15 protein-coding genes and 1 other RNA gene are annotated in these 16,149 nt (G+C 24.6%); 2 read left to right on the top strand and 14 right to left on the bottom strand.

The genetic code is table 4. The annotated features are described in order from the left end of the window. Positions 1–16: 16 nt before the first annotated feature. Positions 17–2,128 carry an MAG2960 family serine endopeptidase lipoprotein gene (locus tag MYE_RS01865; RefSeq protein ID WP_042733300.1) on the top strand — a complete coding sequence of 704 codons (2,112 nt, stop codon included), beginning with the start codon at positions 17–19 and terminating at the stop codon, positions 2,126–2,128. A 31-nt stretch (positions 2,129–2,159) separates the two neighbouring features. Here the strand turns inward: MYE_RS01865 and recA are convergent, their stop codons facing one another. From recA to MYE_RS01890, 6 genes are all read right to left on the bottom strand, one after another. Further along, positions 2,160–3,170, bottom strand: coding sequence for a recombinase RecA (recA, locus tag MYE_RS01870; RefSeq protein WP_407937419.1), 1,011 nt, complete (start codon positions 3,168–3,170; stop codon positions 2,160–2,162). Positions 3,171–3,251: 81 nt separating this feature from the next. Further along, positions 3,252–3,767: a CinA family protein gene (locus MYE_RS01875; protein WP_042733301.1), complete on the bottom strand. Its 516-nt coding sequence runs from the start codon at positions 3,765–3,767 to the stop codon at positions 3,252–3,254. Between the two features lie 156 nt (positions 3,768–3,923). Further along, positions 3,924–4,262: RNase P RNA component class B (rnpB, locus tag MYE_RS04125), an RNA gene on the bottom strand. 71 nt (positions 4,263–4,333) lie between these two features. Next, positions 4,334–6,160, bottom strand: a complete 1,827-nt coding sequence (locus MYE_RS04005; protein ID WP_052491400.1) for a BspA family leucine-rich repeat surface protein — start codon at positions 6,158–6,160, stop codon at positions 4,334–4,336. Between the two features lie 380 nt (positions 6,161–6,540). After that, positions 6,541–7,977: a BspA family leucine-rich repeat surface protein gene (locus tag MYE_RS01885; RefSeq protein ID WP_052491401.1), complete on the bottom strand. Its 1,437-nt coding sequence runs from the start codon at positions 7,975–7,977 to the stop codon at positions 6,541–6,543. A 76-nt stretch (positions 7,978–8,053) separates the two neighbouring features. Further along, on the bottom strand, positions 8,054–8,431 hold the full coding sequence (locus MYE_RS01890; RefSeq protein ID WP_042733302.1) for a DivIVA domain-containing protein: 378 nt from the start codon (positions 8,429–8,431) through the stop codon (positions 8,054–8,056). 63 nt (positions 8,432–8,494) lie between these two features. Here MYE_RS01890 and MYE_RS01895 point away from each other — a divergent pair, with 63 nt between their 5' ends. Beyond that, positions 8,495–9,004: a Holliday junction resolvase RecU gene (locus tag MYE_RS01895; protein ID WP_042733303.1), complete on the top strand. Its 510-nt coding sequence runs from the start codon at positions 8,495–8,497 to the stop codon at positions 9,002–9,004. On the opposite strand, the gene MYE_RS01900 is transcribed toward MYE_RS01895, so the two are convergent. From MYE_RS01900 to MYE_RS01935, 8 genes are all read right to left on the bottom strand, one after another. Next, positions 8,976–9,527 carry a DnaD family protein gene (locus MYE_RS01900; protein WP_042733304.1) on the bottom strand — a complete coding sequence of 184 codons (552 nt, stop codon included), beginning with the start codon at positions 9,525–9,527 and terminating at the stop codon, positions 8,976–8,978. The genes MYE_RS01895 and MYE_RS01900 overlap by 29 nt on opposite strands. A 75-nt stretch (positions 9,528–9,602) precedes the next feature. Then, entirely contained in the window at positions 9,603–9,878 is a 276-nt protein-coding gene (locus MYE_RS01905) for an HU family DNA-binding protein (RefSeq protein WP_004426799.1), read from the bottom strand. Positions 9,879–9,915: 37 nt separating this feature from the next. Next, a complete protein-coding gene (locus tag MYE_RS01910) occupies positions 9,916–10,908 on the bottom strand; it encodes a hypothetical protein (protein WP_042733305.1) in 993 nt (330 codons plus the stop codon). Positions 10,909–10,910: 2 nt separating this feature from the next. After that, positions 10,911–12,218 carry a ribosome biogenesis GTPase Der gene (gene der / locus MYE_RS01915; RefSeq protein WP_042733306.1) on the bottom strand — a complete coding sequence of 436 codons (1,308 nt, stop codon included), beginning with the start codon at positions 12,216–12,218 and terminating at the stop codon, positions 10,911–10,913. Next, positions 12,218–12,886, bottom strand: coding sequence for a (d)CMP kinase (cmk, locus tag MYE_RS01920; RefSeq protein WP_042733307.1), 669 nt, complete (start codon positions 12,884–12,886; stop codon positions 12,218–12,220). Before cmk ends, der begins: the two co-directional genes overlap by 1 nt. Before the next feature lie 12 nt (positions 12,887–12,898). Then, complete coding sequence (locus tag MYE_RS01925) at positions 12,899–13,585, bottom strand: hypothetical protein (protein WP_042733308.1); 687 nt, start codon at positions 13,583–13,585, stop codon at positions 12,899–12,901. Between the two features lie 101 nt (positions 13,586–13,686). Beyond that, positions 13,687–15,438 (bottom strand): PhnE/PtxC family ABC transporter permease, encoded by a 1,752-nt coding sequence (locus MYE_RS01930; protein ID WP_042733309.1) that lies wholly within the window; start codon positions 15,436–15,438, stop codon positions 13,687–13,689. Continuing rightward, complete coding sequence (locus MYE_RS01935; protein WP_042733310.1) at positions 15,402–16,148, bottom strand: phosphonate ABC transporter ATP-binding protein; 747 nt, start codon at positions 16,146–16,148, stop codon at positions 15,402–15,404. The genes MYE_RS01930 and MYE_RS01935 overlap by 37 nt, the downstream gene beginning before the upstream one ends. Position 16,149 lies beyond the last annotated feature (1 nt).

A 16,149-nucleotide genomic window follows, 5' to 3' on the forward strand; every position in this document is an offset into this window, starting at 1 on the left:
GATTAGAGATGATTTTATGGCGAGAAAAATTTTAAAAGTAAATTTCTTATTAGGATTATTATTAACAACAACTCCTTTATTTGTGTCTAGTTGTGCTGTTAAACAAGAAGATAAAAAAGATGATAAAAATGATGATTCAAATAATAATAAACCAAATAACACACCTGATGATTCAAATAATAATAAACCAAATGAAACTAATGAACCAGCTAAACCATTAGATCCTTCAATAAATATTAATAAGTTAGAATATAGAGATAATGTTACTTATAATCAAAAAGAACATCCTCTTTATTTTGCTGAAAAACACTTATTTAATTTAGATGAACTATTTTCTCTATCAGCAAGAGATATCATATTTAAAACACCTAAATTAAAAACAACAGAACACAACTTAAAACAATGATTTAAAGACGGAAATCACGGCAATACTGTTGATTTTACTTTTAGTTCTTCTGATGAAAAAGTTAATAACGATTTTTTTGAATTTATAAAAGAAATTGGTGAATATGGAAATTACGGAGATAGTGAAAAACAAAAAACAGAATTTTATTATCCTAAAGTTCCATTAGAAGCGATGACAAAACCGAAATATTTATCTAATTTTAAAGATGACGAGCTTGTAGATAATAAAAAAATACAAATCAATGATATTAATAAAATTATTGAAAAAAATCCTTTTGGATTTTTACCTTCAAACCTAAGTCAATTATTTTATTATTCAAATTTTAATTCATTACAAAAACAATTTAATCTAAATGAACAAATAACTGAAATTAAATCAAATTTTGATGATAAAAACGGAGAATTTGAATTACTAATTTACACTAAAAACTCTAATAACTATTATTTTAAAACAGATTATCAGCAAACAGCTCAGTTAAAACGAGATATTGATTTTTACCAATATATTTATGATAGAAGCTTTACTTTATCAATTAGAACAAAAACATGAGATGCAGATAAAGACTCTCTAGGAAGAACTACTGGCTATAGACTTAAAAATCTTCAAAACTCAGGAACATTTTGAGTTTTAGATAGAGTTGTAAATGATCAAGATGAAAAGAATTGAGAATTACTAGTAGCAACAAATATTCACGTTTTTGATTTAAGTAAGACATTTGATAAATCTATTTTTGATTTTGGTAGAAATGAAAAAGAAGTATTAAAACAATGAAATGATAATTTACCTGGATTTTGAGAAAATTCAAGAAATGATAAATCTGAAAGAAAAAATATTTTTATAAAAGGAACAAGAGGACAAGATGAAAAACTAGATGTTGATTTTAAAACTGTTGATACAAAGCAATTAGATCCGGTTTTTGATATTTATAACCAATATTTAGATGCTCCATATTTTTATTCAAGACACAAGACATCTGGAATAAGTGGTAAAACAAACGATAATCCTGAAAACTTTTTCGGTTCAAAAGATGCTAACAAGCTATATTGAACTAACAATGCTGGTGCTGATTTTTTAGTATTAAAAGTTAAAATACCAAAAGATAATTTGAAAAATATATTACCTAAACTAGACTCAATTATCGGAACGGAACAAGAAAAAGATTTTTATATTAACTATAAAACAGAAAAATTTTCTCCAATTAAATCATGATTTTATGCAGGCTACCCTGTAGAAAAACAAAAAGATGAAACAGAAGACATAAACTTTAGAGGAATAAAATCACAAGGTGGAGTAATAAGTACTCAACAAAGAGCTTATAACCCAATCAATCTAAGAAGTTTATGAGTTAAATATAACGATAAGTTAAATAAAGATAGTAACTCATTAAATGAGAACTATAAAAAATATGAAAATTCATTTATTGAAAATGAACACGGTATGAAATTAAACATTTGAAATCAACACTCAACATTATATTCAAATATAGAAAATGATCAACAAGGACTACCTGGTGGTTCATCAGGTTCTATGGTAATTGATTCATCATTTAATTTAATAGGAATTAACTATTCATTATCTAAAGATGAAGCAAGCGGTAAAACTACAAATGGAATTAATTTAATGCAAAGCTCTAGTGAAAATGGTATAAATTTAATTTCTGAATTAATTAAAAAATTACAAACTGATAATTTTAATACAGTTAAGTTAAATCCTAAAAAATAACAAAAAGCTCTTTAAGAGCTTTTTTAATGCATTATTTGTCCTGATTCATTTTTTCTCTAATTTGATTTATGAAATCTTCTTTTCTAGCTTCATCTTCATTTAGTCATTGAATAACACTTTGTTTTCCTTGACCAATTTTTTGATCTTTATAAGAATACCAAACACCAGATTTTGTAATAATTTCATAATTAACTAATAAATCAACTATCTCACCAATTTTATCAATACCTTTATTGTATATTAATGATAAAACAACACTTTTAAATGGCATAGCTGTTTTATTTTTAACAACTTTTGCTTTAATTTTATTTCCAATAATTTCAGAATTTGCTGTGATTGTTTCACCTTTTCTTACTTCAAGTCTTACTGAAGAAAAGAATTTTAATGCTTTACCACCTGTTGTAGTTTCTGGATTACCAAAAATTACACCTATTTTTTCTCTTAATTGATTAATAAAAATAACAGTTGTATTAGTTTTTGATATTAATCCATTTAATTTTCTTAACGCTTTTGACATCATTCTTGCTTGTAATCCTATAGATTGATCTGACATCTCACCATCTAGTTCGGTTTTTGGGACTAAAGCAGCTACTGAATCAACAACGATTAAATCAACACTATTTGATTTAACTAACATTTCTAAAATATCTAAAGCTTGTTCACCATTATCTGGCTGACTAACTAACATTTTATTAGTGTCAATTCCTAAATTCTTACAATATTTAGGATCTAAAGAATGTTCAGCATCAATAAAAGCAACAATTCCTCCGCTTTTTTGAACTTCACTTATAGCATGTAATGATAAAGTTGTTTTACCTGAAGATTCAGGACCAAAAATTTCAATAATTCTACCTTTTGGATATCCACCGATTCCTAAGGCATTATCAAGTAGAAAAGAACCAGATGAAAAAGTTTCGATATTTAAATTATTATTGTCACCTAAAACTACAATAGATCCACGACCAAAAGTTTTTTCAATTTCTTTTATTGTTTCTTTTAATTCTTTAGAATCTCATATTTTAATATCGTTTACTTTGTTCATTTCATTTTTCTTTTCTATATTAGTTATTTCATTCATATTTTTCCCTCCAATATAGTATTAGGAAAAAATATAAAATTTGTTTTATAAATAATTTAAAATTTGTTGTGCAATAAATTCAACAGACTCTTCTCTTATATTTTCAGCAATAAATTCTTTTCAATAGAATTTGAAGGGAATTTCAAATCAATCTCAAGTATTGTCTGGAAGTGCTATAACTGCATAACAAGTTTTAGGAGTTATTTCATTATTGAGTGAAAGAATATTGATAGGATATTGATTCATTTCATTTGCAGGAAAAGGGTTTCTTATAAAACACACAGAAATATCAGCTTTTGTTTCCTGTTTTAAGTTATAAGCAATTTCTTTTGCACATTCTACTGAATGTGGTCCATGTCTTCTAATTAGATTTTTATTAACATTCATATGTTTTATTTTAAATTTATTGGAAAAACCTACACAAGAGTATCTTAAAATTTCTGAAGGGTTTTTCATATTTTTAGTTAACATAGATATAAAATTTCCTGCTGTAAAAGTCTCACATACAGAAATTGTTAAATTATTTTCTATAAGGGAACGTCTTAATTGGTCTATATACATATCAGTCATCTCTTAACTATACAAAAAAAGATCAAAATTAGCTTCTGCATTTTTTATAATTAAAATTATAAAACCTGACTAGCTTGTTTTTGATCGAATCATATCTTTAACGTATCTTTTAAAACGATAGAAACATTAAAAATATGATGAGACTTCATTTATAACCCACGTTCTGTACTATTACTAGTGTCAACCATCTATCTAGCATTTCTGCTCCTAGTTTTGATTCTGTTTCTCTTAACTAGATTCCTCTACCAAAATTTGAGTTTCTTGCTTATGGGGTTTACCGCGTTCCATTTCAAGGTTTCCCTATACTCGTCTCTGTGGCACTTCATAACTGTTGCATAGCTTTCGCCTTAGCTTAGTTATGCCGTCAGTAAAATCTACTGCCTAGACTTATTTATTCGTCTAGCATAATCACTACAACCATCACAGGTTGTGCAAGCGTGGAGTTTCCTCTATATCATCTTTCAAATACAGCGGTTGACAAATAAAATCTCAAATTTATTGTACAACAACAATTTGAGATTTAAAACATATATTCAATTTCTTAAAACTTTTTATAATTACTTGTTCTTTTTACGTCTTTTCATAACTGAAATAGCTGTTGAAGCAATTGAAACAATTCCTGTAGTTGTTCCTACTGAACTTCCTAATATTAACCCAAGATTAGAATCTTGTTTAGGCTCTTTAGAAGTTGTTTCTTGGAAAAATTCATTAAATTGTTTTTCTTGGCTATGTCTTGTTGTATAAAACACAACTTTATGAGATTTCTTTTCTGATTCATTATAAGTAAAATTAAGTCTTAATGCATTATTTTTGTTATCTATAGTTCATTGATAGTTTTTCTCGTCTTTATTTGTGATTTTTTTACCATCAAGTTCTAAAACAACTCCGTCCTTTTCAATGTTAGATTTTACAATAAGATCAAAATCATTATAAAGGTTATAAAAAAAGTAAAAAACACCATCTATAAACCTAAATTTTTTACCTATATTAGCACCAGCAGGAATACGGAAAATTAGAGATCGTTCTATAATCTCTCTAAGTTCGTTAGGAGGAAATTTTGGAAAATTTGGTAATGTAAACTTGTCAGGATTACCAAAAAATTCAAATTCTTCTACCTGTTCAATATTAAATTTAGATAAATTTTGATTAAAATTTGTTGCTTCAGCAAACATATAACCCATATCAGTTACATTAGAAGTATTTCATTTAGATATATCTTGATTAAATGATATTGCTTCAGCAAACATTGAATTCATATCTGTTACTTTTGAAACATCTCATTTTGAAATATTTTGATTAAATGCTTCTGTTCCAGCAAACATAGAATTCATATCCGTTACATTTGATGTGTTTCAATTACTTATATCTTTGTTAAATGACTTAGCATCTTCAAACATATGTTGCATATTAGTTACATTAGAAGTGTTAAAATGAGAAATTGATTGATTAAACTCAGAAGCATCTGAAAACATATAATCCATTCTTGTTACTTTTGAAGTATCTCACTTAGTTAATGGTTTATTGAAATTTGATGCTCTTCAAAACACTCCTCGCATATCAGTTACATTTGAAGTGTTTCAATTTGAGATATCTTGGTTGAATTTTTTTGATTCAGCAAAAATATTTCGAATAGTAGTTACATTTGAAGTATCTCAAGCTATATATTTTGTGCCATCACTTTTTACAACTTCTTTTGTAGATATATCTTGATTAAAATTTTTTGCTCCAGCAAACATGTAACGCATATCAGTAACTTTTGAAGTGTTTCAATTTCCTATATCTGAATTAAATGCTTCTGCTCCAGCAAACATTTGCATCAGACTAGTTATTTTAGAAATATCTCATTGTGATATATCTTGATTAAATTTTTCAGCACCTAAAAACATTTTTTCTATCTCAATTACATTTGAAGTATTTCAATTTCCAATTGGTTGATTAAAGTTTTTAGCAAACGAAAACATTGAATACATATTTGTAACATTTGAAGTATTTCAATTACCTATATTTTGATTAAATTTTTCAGCAAATAAAAACATTCCACTCATATCAGTTACATTTGAAGTATTTCAGTTTTCAATACCTTTTATTTTAGGATTTTTATTACCGGAAAAAGCTGCTCCTAAACTTGTAATATGACTTGGTAATTTGTCTGGAACTTTATTTACACTTTCAGGAAAATGTTGTATTTGTCATTCTCCTTCATGATTTTTAAAATAGCCAATTTCAATACATCTTGTTGGATCATTTTCATCATATTTGTGTCGTTTTTCTTCTATTAGAATTGATGAATCTTGTGTTGTTATATTTGAATTATTTACTTTTGTTACTAGTTTTAAACCAGGTGTTGATAAAAACATTAATAATAAACAACCTAGTAATTTCATATTCTTCCCCCTTTAATTTCTTAAAACTTTTTATAATTACTTGTTATTTTTACGTCTTTTCTTAACTAAAATAGCTGTTGAAGCAATTGAAACAACTCCTGTAGTTGTTCCTATTGAACTTCCTAATATTAACCCAAGATTAGAATCTCGTTTAGGTTGTCTTATTTCTTGGAAAAATTCATCAAATTGTTTTTCTTGGTTATGTCTTGTTATATAAAAAACAACTTTATGAGATTTATCTTCTGATTCATTATAAGTAAAGTTAAGTTTTAATGTATTATTTTTGCTATTTATAGTTCATTCATAGTTTTGTTCATCTTTATTTGTGATTTTCTTACCATCAAGTTCTAGAACAACTCCGTCTTTTTCAATGTTAGGTTTTACAATAAGATCACGATCATTATAAAGGTTATAAAAAAATAAAAAACATCATCTTTAAACCTAAATTTTTTACCTATATGAGCATGAGCAGGAGCACCAATGAATAAAGATGATCTTATAATTTCTTCTAGTTTTTTAGGTTGGAAGGGTGGAAAATTTGGTATTTTAACCTTATTTTCATCAGCAAAAAAATCAAAATATTCTACTTGTTCAACATTTAAGCGTGATATATCTTGTTCAAAATTGTCAGCTCCTTCAAACATATATTCCATTTCTTTTACATTTGAAGTGTCTCAATTAGATATGTCTTGGTTGAAATTCTTAGCATCTGAAAACATACTACTCATATCAGTTACACTAGATGTGTTTCAGTTGTTTAATGGTTGATTAAATTGTGTTGCTCCTTCAAACATAGCATCCATATCAGTAACATTTGAAGTGTTTCAGTTGTTCAATGGTTGATTAAATGATATTGCATCATTAAACATTCTATTCATATCAGTCACTTTTGAAGTGTCTCAATTACCTATTTCCTGATTAAATGATATTGCATCTTCAAACATAGATTGCATATTAACTACACCAGATGTATCTCAAGCAGTATAAGTTGATCCATCTTCTCTTGTGACTTTTTTTGTGTTTATATTTTGGTTGAATTTTGAAGCATTAATAAACATAACACCCATATCAGTAACTTTTGAAGTGTTTCATTTATCTAATGGATGATTAAAATCACTAGCAAGTGCAAACATACGATTCATATTAGTTACATTTGAAGTATCTCAAGCGATATAAGTTGATCCGTCTTCTCTTGTGACTTTTTTTGTGTTTATATCTTGGTTGAATTTTGAAGCATTAGTAAACATTCTTCTCATAGTAGTTACATTTGAAGTATTTCACTTAGATATATCTCGGTTGAAAGTTTCAGCTCCTAAAAAAATCCCTTCCGCATTAGTTAGACCCGATATGTTTCAATTACCTATATCTTGGTTGAAATTCTTAGCATATGAAAACATACATTCCATACTTGTAACTTGTGAAGTATTTCACCTAGATATGTCTTGGTTAAATTTCTGAGCAAATTTAAACGTATAACTCATATCAGTTACATTTGAAGTATCTCATTTTTCAATACCTTTTATTTCAGTATTTTTATTACTTGCAAAAGCGTCACTTAAACTTGTAATATGGCTTGGTAATTCTGTCGGAACTTCTTTTACACTTTCATGAAAATTTTGTATTTGTCATTCTCCTTTATGATTTTTAAAATACCCAATTTCAGTACATTTTGTTTTATCATCATTATACTTATGTTCTTTTCATTCTATTACAATTGATGAATCTCGTGTTGTTATATTTGAATTATTTATTTTTGTTGTTAGTTTTAAACCAGGTGTTGATAAAAACGTTAATAATAAACAACTTAGTAATTTCATATCTTTCCTCCTTTTTGCATAAAAAAATTAAACCTTTGAAAAGTAAAAGGCTTTGAGATTTAAAAATAATTTATCTTTACTTTTTATTAGCCAATAAAGTATAGATTTCATCTATCTTTTTAAGTCTTTGTTCATTTTCAACTAAGTTATTTTCAATTCTTGAAATTCTTTTAATAATATCTGCATCACCAAAAGTGTTTTTCATTAAATCTCAGTTTTGTTTACGATATTCTTGAATTTCAACTAAAATAGCATCATTTTTATTTGAAATATTTTCTAATTTTTCATTAGCTGCATCTAATTCATTTTTTAAATCATGAATCTTTTGTTCAAAATACATATAATCAGAAATTATTTCATCTAAAAAATCATTAACTTCTTCAGCTTTATAACCTTTATAAACTATATTAAATTTTTTATTTTGAATTTGACTAATAGTAAATTTTTTCGACATTTTTATTCTCCCTAATAAATTTATTGTATCATTTCCTAATACTTTAATAGAAGAGGTGAAAATATGTATCCATTAAAAAATAAAGGACAATATCTAGAAACTATATTAAATATAACAAATCAAAAGTATTTAAATGAACAAATTTGTGTTGTTACAAAAATCCCAACAAATATTAATTTAATTAATATTAAAAATAAAATGATTACAAATGCCACTTTTAAAGATAATTTTAACTGTGATTATATTGGAGTTTATAATTCAGTTTATTTTGAATTTGATGCTAAAGAAACTTCTAAAGATTCATTTAATTTTAATGCTTTAAGAAAAAATCAACAAAATAAATTAGAACTAGTTGAACAACAAAAAGGCTTAGCTTTCATTATTTTATATTTTTCATATTATGATGATTTTTATTTAATTACTTACAAACAATTAAAAGACTATACAAAAAAATATAAAAAAACAATTCCAAGACAATGAATTGTTGAAAATTGTATAGAATTGTTTTTAACTAGTTCATTAAAACTAGATTATGTAAAACACTTTAATCATCTAATCAATCAAATTTGCTAAGTTCATTAGTTATTAGTGAATATGAATTTAAAAATGTATTAATTTCTTTTATTAGTGATTCATAATCAGCAAATTGATTTTTGCTAACAATTTCTAATAACTGTTTTTTAGTGATGTCTTGACTAGTTAAAGATAAAATATTTAGTTTTTCTTCTTCATTAAGTTTAAAGTTAAGTTTTTGATCTACAGAATCTAAAAATTCTTTATTATCTTGAATTTTATAAAAGCTAGCTGCAGCATTTGATAATTTTTCAAACAACTTATTAAAATCAATATATCTAGGTTTTATATCAATTAGATCATTATCAACAAGACCTTGTAATTCGTTTTCTATATCATCAACATTCATATTCATATATTGACTTAAAAGAGTAGGTGTTACCATTTTTCTAGTTTGATCATTAATATGCATGATCATTAAAACGATTAACAACTGATTATCTGTTAAGTTGATTTTTTTATAGTACTCTAATAAAAGTTTTTTCTTAGAAACTATACCTTTTTCTAGTAGTTGTTCAATCATTATCTCACCTCTTATAAAATAGAGTTTAATAAAAACGGCTGAGATTTCCAACCGTTTTTAAATTATTTTTTAATTTTATGCGTTTAATGATTCTTTTAATTGTTTAGCTGGTTTAAATTTAGCTGATTTTGAAGCAGAAATTTTAATTTTTTCTCCTGTTGAAGGGTTAATTCCTTCACGTGCTGCTCTTTCAGAAATTGAGAATTTACCAAATCCAGCAACTGAAACTTCTTTTCCACTTATTAAGTGATTTGAAATTGCTTCAAATAATCTATTAACAACTTTTTCAGCATCTGCTTTTGAAATGTTTTCATTAATAATAATTTCATCAATTAAATCTTTTTTTGTCATATTATTGATCCACGCTTTCTATTTAAATTAAATATTTTTATAATTTAAAGGCTGTAAAAACTTTATTTAAAAGTGATATTGGCCTGTTATTATTATATAAAATTTTGTTTAACAATATAAAGAAAGTAAGGGGTTTTTTGATGGTTTTACACATTTTTTCAACATTTATTAATATATTTAAATTTTCTATGTTGTAGTTTAATTCTTCTATAGCTTTTTGTGTATCGTTATATTTTGCTATCATTAAGCCTAATTTAAATTCTGATGAATCATTATCATAATAACTTTTTAAAAAACTTGAAAGAGTTGCAAAATTTAAAAAACTATCTTTTGAATAATTATTAAAGTTCTTCATAACTTGATCAATTGATTGAACTATTATAGTAAATAAACTTGAACAGGTATTTATACTACATTCTAATCCAGTTAAAATTCCACCACATAAAGCAAAAACTTTACTAAAACTATTTGCAATTTCACAACTTAGAATATCTTGTGAAACTAAACAATTAAAATATTCATTATCAAAAATATTAGCTACGATTTCAGCTGATTTAATATCATTTGAGCACACATTAAAACAAGTAGGTTGTTTTTTAACTATTTCGCTTGCTATATTAGCTCCAAAAATAACTGCATAATCTTTTAAAATATCATTAGTTTTAAAAATATTTATAATATCAGTTGAAAATGAAGTTAAATCATCTTTTAAACTAGGATAAGCATCAACTATTATCATTTTTCTTTTAGCATAATTGATAATTTCTTGAATTAAATTTTGATCTTTTTTACTAGCTAAAACTAAAACTTCACAATTTTCTAAACTAGCTAATAAACAATTTGTAGCTTTTATGTTTTGATTGATTTTTAACTCATTTAAAAACTTTGAATTTTTATGTTCATAGTTAATTTGATCAGCAATATCTTCATCACTTGTATAAATTATCACTTTATGATGATTATCAGCTAAAACATTAGCTAAACTAGTTGCATAATCATCACATCCAATGATAGTTATATTTTTACTCATAATTATTTTCTTTCTCTAAAAATTATATTAATTGGTACACCTTCAAAACCGAATTGTAATCTTATTTGATTTTCTATAAAACGTTTATATGAAAAATGAACAAAGTTTGGATTATTAACAAATAAAACAAAAGTAGGAAGATAAGCATCAACTTGATTAGCATAATAAATTTTTAATCTTCCACCGTTATGTTCTGGAGCTGGATTAATTAATTGAGCTCTATTTAAAACTTCATTTAAAACATGAGTTTTAATTTTAGTTGATAATGATTCTTTAATTTCTTCAATTGAATCAATAATTTTACTAATTCTAGTTTTATCTAATGCTGAAATAAAAATAATTTTAGCATATTGTAAATATTTAAAATAAGCTCTGATTTCTTCTTCTTTTTTTAATAATTGTTCTTCTTTGTTTTTAACTAGATCTCATTTATTAGCAACAATAATAATTGGTTTTTTTTCTTCAAAAGCTAATCCACCAATATTTGTATCTTGATCAGTTATATTTTTTGATGCATCAATCATTAATAAAACAACATCACTATTATTAATAGTTGATAAAGATCTTAAATAACTATATTTTTCAATACCTTCATATATTTTAGATTTTCTTCTAATTCCAGCAGTATCAATTAAAGTGTATTCTTTATGATGATATTTAAATTTAGTGTCAACTGCATCAAGTGTTGTTCCTGCAATATCACTTACAATCATTCTTTCTTCACCAACTAGTGAATTAACTAAACTAGATTTTCCTACATTAGGACGTCCTATAATTGCAATTCTAGTTGAATCATCTTTAATATTAGAATCATTTTTAGGCATTAGATTAATTACTCTATCTAATAAATCTCCAATTCCAATTCCATGAGTTGATGACACCATCACAGCTTGATCAAAACCTAAACTTAAGTATTCATAACTTTCAACTCCAGTTTGTTTTTTATCATATTTATTAGCAACTAAAACAACGGGTTTTTTAGTTTTGTATAACATTTTAGCTACCATTTTATCTTCATTAGTAATACCTTGTTGAGAGTCTAAAACAAAAACAATTACGTCAGCTTCTTGCATCGCAATTTCAGCTTGAACTTTAATTTCTCTTGTAAATTGTTCTTCTTTTAAAGTAATACCACCAGTATCGATAACTATAAATTCTCTAGTTAATCATTCAGCATTACCATAAATTCTATCTCTTGTTACACCTGGTGTATCTTCAACAATAGATTTTTTTTCTCTAATTATTCTGTTAAATAAACTAGATTTACCTACATTTGGTCTTCCTACGATTGCTACAATTCCCTTTTTCATTATTTTTCTCTTTCTAATTGTTTAATTTTATTTACTACTAAATCTACAACTTGATCAATAGTTAGATTTGAATTATCTATATATCAAGCATCATCAACTAAAACCAAAGGTCCAGTTGATCTAGTTTTATCAGTGTGATCTCTTTTTTCTAAATCACTTTTAATTTCTTCATATGTTTTACCGATAATATTATTTTTAATGTTTTGATCATATCGACGTTGAGCTCTTGATTCAATTGATGAATCTAAATATATTTTTAAATCAGCATTAGGTAAAACTACACTTGTAATATCTCGTCCTATTTCAATATATCCACCGTTTTTAACCATATCACGTTGTTTTTTAACCATAAATTCTCTAACTTCTTTAATTGGAGTTATGTAATTTATGATATTAATTATTTCATTGTTTTGAAGTGAATTTGTTACATTAACATTATTTACAAAAACATCATCTTTATCTACTTTATAATCAAATTTATCTAATAATTTTATAACTTGATTTTCATCAGTATGATCTATTTTTTGATCTAAACAAAATCAAGTTAAAGCACGATACATCAAACCAGTATCAATAAATTGGTAATCAACAATATCAGCTATCTTTTTAAATGTAACTGATTTACCACTTCCACTAGTTCCATCAACAGCAACAATTAATTTCTTCATATTAATTCCTTTCTAAACATAAATAGGTAAAATAATTGAAATAACCATAATCAATACAAAAATTGGTGATAATATTGAAAATCATCTAAATTTTATTTCATAGATTTGTTTTTTTCTATCTAAATCACTTAATTTTTTTAAGTTCATTTCTTTACATTCTTTAACTAGTTCATTAATTGATTTTTTAGAAATATTATCACTTGTTTTATTAACTTCTTTTTTTATTGATGCTTTAGCTATTTTTGTAAAGTTATTTTCTACTAGTTCTAGATTTTTATATTTATTAGTATTTTGTTGTAATTTTAAATAAGTACTATGATGAAGTTCTTCTAAATTAGAAAAATAATATTTATAATCATCTAAAAAATTAGTTTGAACTTTTTGTTTTTTATCAATAGCTTCTTGAATGTTTAATTCTTTTAAAAGATATAATTGAGATTTAATATTTTCAATAATTTCTTGATTAATTGCTTCATCATTTGCACTTTTACCTAAATAGAATTTACTTTCTTCAAACTCTTTATTAGTCATTGATAAAACATTAGTAAAAAACTGATTATCAATTTCTTTTAACTTACTAATAACTTCTTCTATATAATCAGAATATTTTCCATCATGACCTGCTTGTTTAGTTTCTTGATTTATTAAAGCAATTTCTTTGGCAAATATTTCATTTCTAGAAATAGGTTTAGTTTTCATTAAAGCACCTCTTTAATCTCTTATTATTTTATCTTAAATATAGATTAAAAGATATTGTCTTATATAAAACAAAAAACAAATCATAAATGATTTGTTTAATGTTATTTTTTAATTGTTTTAATAATTAATTTAGAAATTAAATTTATAAAGATTATATAAAATGTACTTAATCATACATAAGCTAAAGCTATTCTAATACCGTTGTTAAATCTTGGATCTAAATAATGATCTATATTTGATCCGATTAATAATCGTCCTTGAGTTAGTATTGAATAAGTTATAGAACTTCTAAAAATTAATTCAAAATAAAATGTTAATAATGAAATATATTCAACTTTAATAGAAGGTAGAACATATCTAATAAATATTTGATTATTGCTGTAACCTTGCATTTTCAAATTCTTTATTATTTCTTGATCTAAATTATCTATAACTTCAACTAATTGTTTTGTTTGACTTGAAGATTGATGCAACACTATAGCTATTATAAGTAAAGTTAAATCATTTTCAAAAATAAATAAAAATACATAATAATAAACAATTGTAGGAATTAATCTGATAAAAACGTTTATTGATCTAAAAACCATTACCTTGATTCTGTTATTTAAAGATAAACACTGAACTCTTATTAAAAATAGAGTTAGTATAAAACATAACGATATAGCAGCTAAACTAAATGAAAATGAATTTCAAAATAATAATATCGGATTGAAATTAGCATCTTTTGTTAAGAAACTAAATTTAGAGAAATCTGGATTGAAAAAATCTCTTAAAAATTCTTTTAATGAACTTAAATCGAATAAAGAAAGTTGTGTTGTTGCTAGTGTATAAATTGAAAAAATAAATACAAATAAAAATATTGATAGAATTATTCACTTATTGAAATTGACTTTTTTTGTTAGACGATTGTAATATTGTATTTTTGTTTCGTTTCTTTGTTTAATGACTTTTGTTTTTGCTTCAACTAAATGTTTTTTAAATAGGTAATTTAAAAGTTCTAATATTAAAATAAATACCATTAAAACTGTTAGAGGTACTGCTAGTTGATCAAAATTAGATGCTGTTTGAGAAGCATAATAAATTAATTTTCCTATCCCTGGTAGTGAAAGTGCACCTAATATTGAAGCTCATCTAATATTTGATTCAAATGAAAATATAAATAAAGCAACAATTCTATTTTTTATTCTAGGATAAATTTCTTTAAAAAATGCTCTAGTTTTACTATTTCCATGATTTATAGAATTTATGTATCATTCTAGATCTATTGAATTTAGCATTTCAAAATAATACTTGTGAAGCCACAACCAAGTAAATCAAATATAAACAAACAATAAACTAAATTCATTTCTAACTGAACCTGTAATTAATTTAATAAATACTAGTTCAGGAATAGATCTTAAAAATAAAATTATAAAACTTAATAATGCTGATGTTATTTTATTAGTTGTTTTTGCAAATGAAAAATATGCAGTAACTAAAGCGAATAGAAATCCTATAAAAGTTCCAACTAAAGCAAATTTAATTGTAATTCATAAATATTTTAATGAGTCAACAAATAAATTTGTATACTCACCACTAGCTCGGCCAGCGGTTTCAAAGTTTTTGTTACCAAAAGAAAGTATATTTAATATTTGTTTAAAGGTTTTGCTGAAATTATAAAATCTAATACCGCTTGAATGAGTATAAAAAGCTCATGCTACAATAGCTATTAAAATGAAAGCAAAAATATGATAATAAATACTATGAAATTTTCATGAAGTAGTTGTGTTAGTATCAAAATTTATATATCTATATTTAAAGAAATTTGATTGCTTTACTACTGTTTGTTTTTTATTATCTCTTTTAGTTCTCATTCTTCTATCTCTTCTGTTTTTTTATCTAAAACTATAGTTTTATTATTGATTGCAATAACTCTATCAAAGTTATTTTTAACCAAACTTAAATCATGAATATTTACTAAAACTGTTTTTTCTTTAGCTATTTGTTTTAATAATGTGATTACTTCTAAACTTGTTTGATGATCTAAATTAGAAGTAGGTTCATCAGCTAAAATAAGTTCTACATTTTTAACCAATAATTTAGCTATTTCAACTCTTTGTTGCTGACCACCACTTAATTCACTCACTTTATAAAAAGCTTTATCAAGTATTTTTAATTCGTCAAGTTTAGTAAAAATATTTATTTTTTGTTCTTTAGAAAGGATATTAAAAATTCTATAAAAAACGTTTTTATACTGAGATATTGATCTTGTTATATTATTGTAAACATTTTCGGTATTTATCAAATTAGGCTTTTGCGTTAAAAAACCAATTTTTGATAACATTTGGTTTTTTTGTTTTTTACTTAATTTTAGTAAGTCTTGGTTTAAAACTTCAGCTGTTCCTTTAATTGGTTTTAATGAGTTAATAATAACTTTAAATAAAGTACTTTTTCCAACTCCACTAGGACCAATTATTGCAATAAACTCTTTTTTATTAATTTCTAAATTTATGTTATCTAAAACCGGTTCTTTTTTATTGTTATAACAAACAGTTATATTTTTTAAATCGATTATTTTATTCACT

The sequence above is a fragment of the Mycoplasma yeatsii GM274B genome (genome assembly GCF_000875755.1).
Classification (GTDB): domain Bacteria; phylum Bacillota_I; class Bacilli_A; order Mycoplasmatales; family Mycoplasmataceae; genus Mycoplasma; species Mycoplasma yeatsii.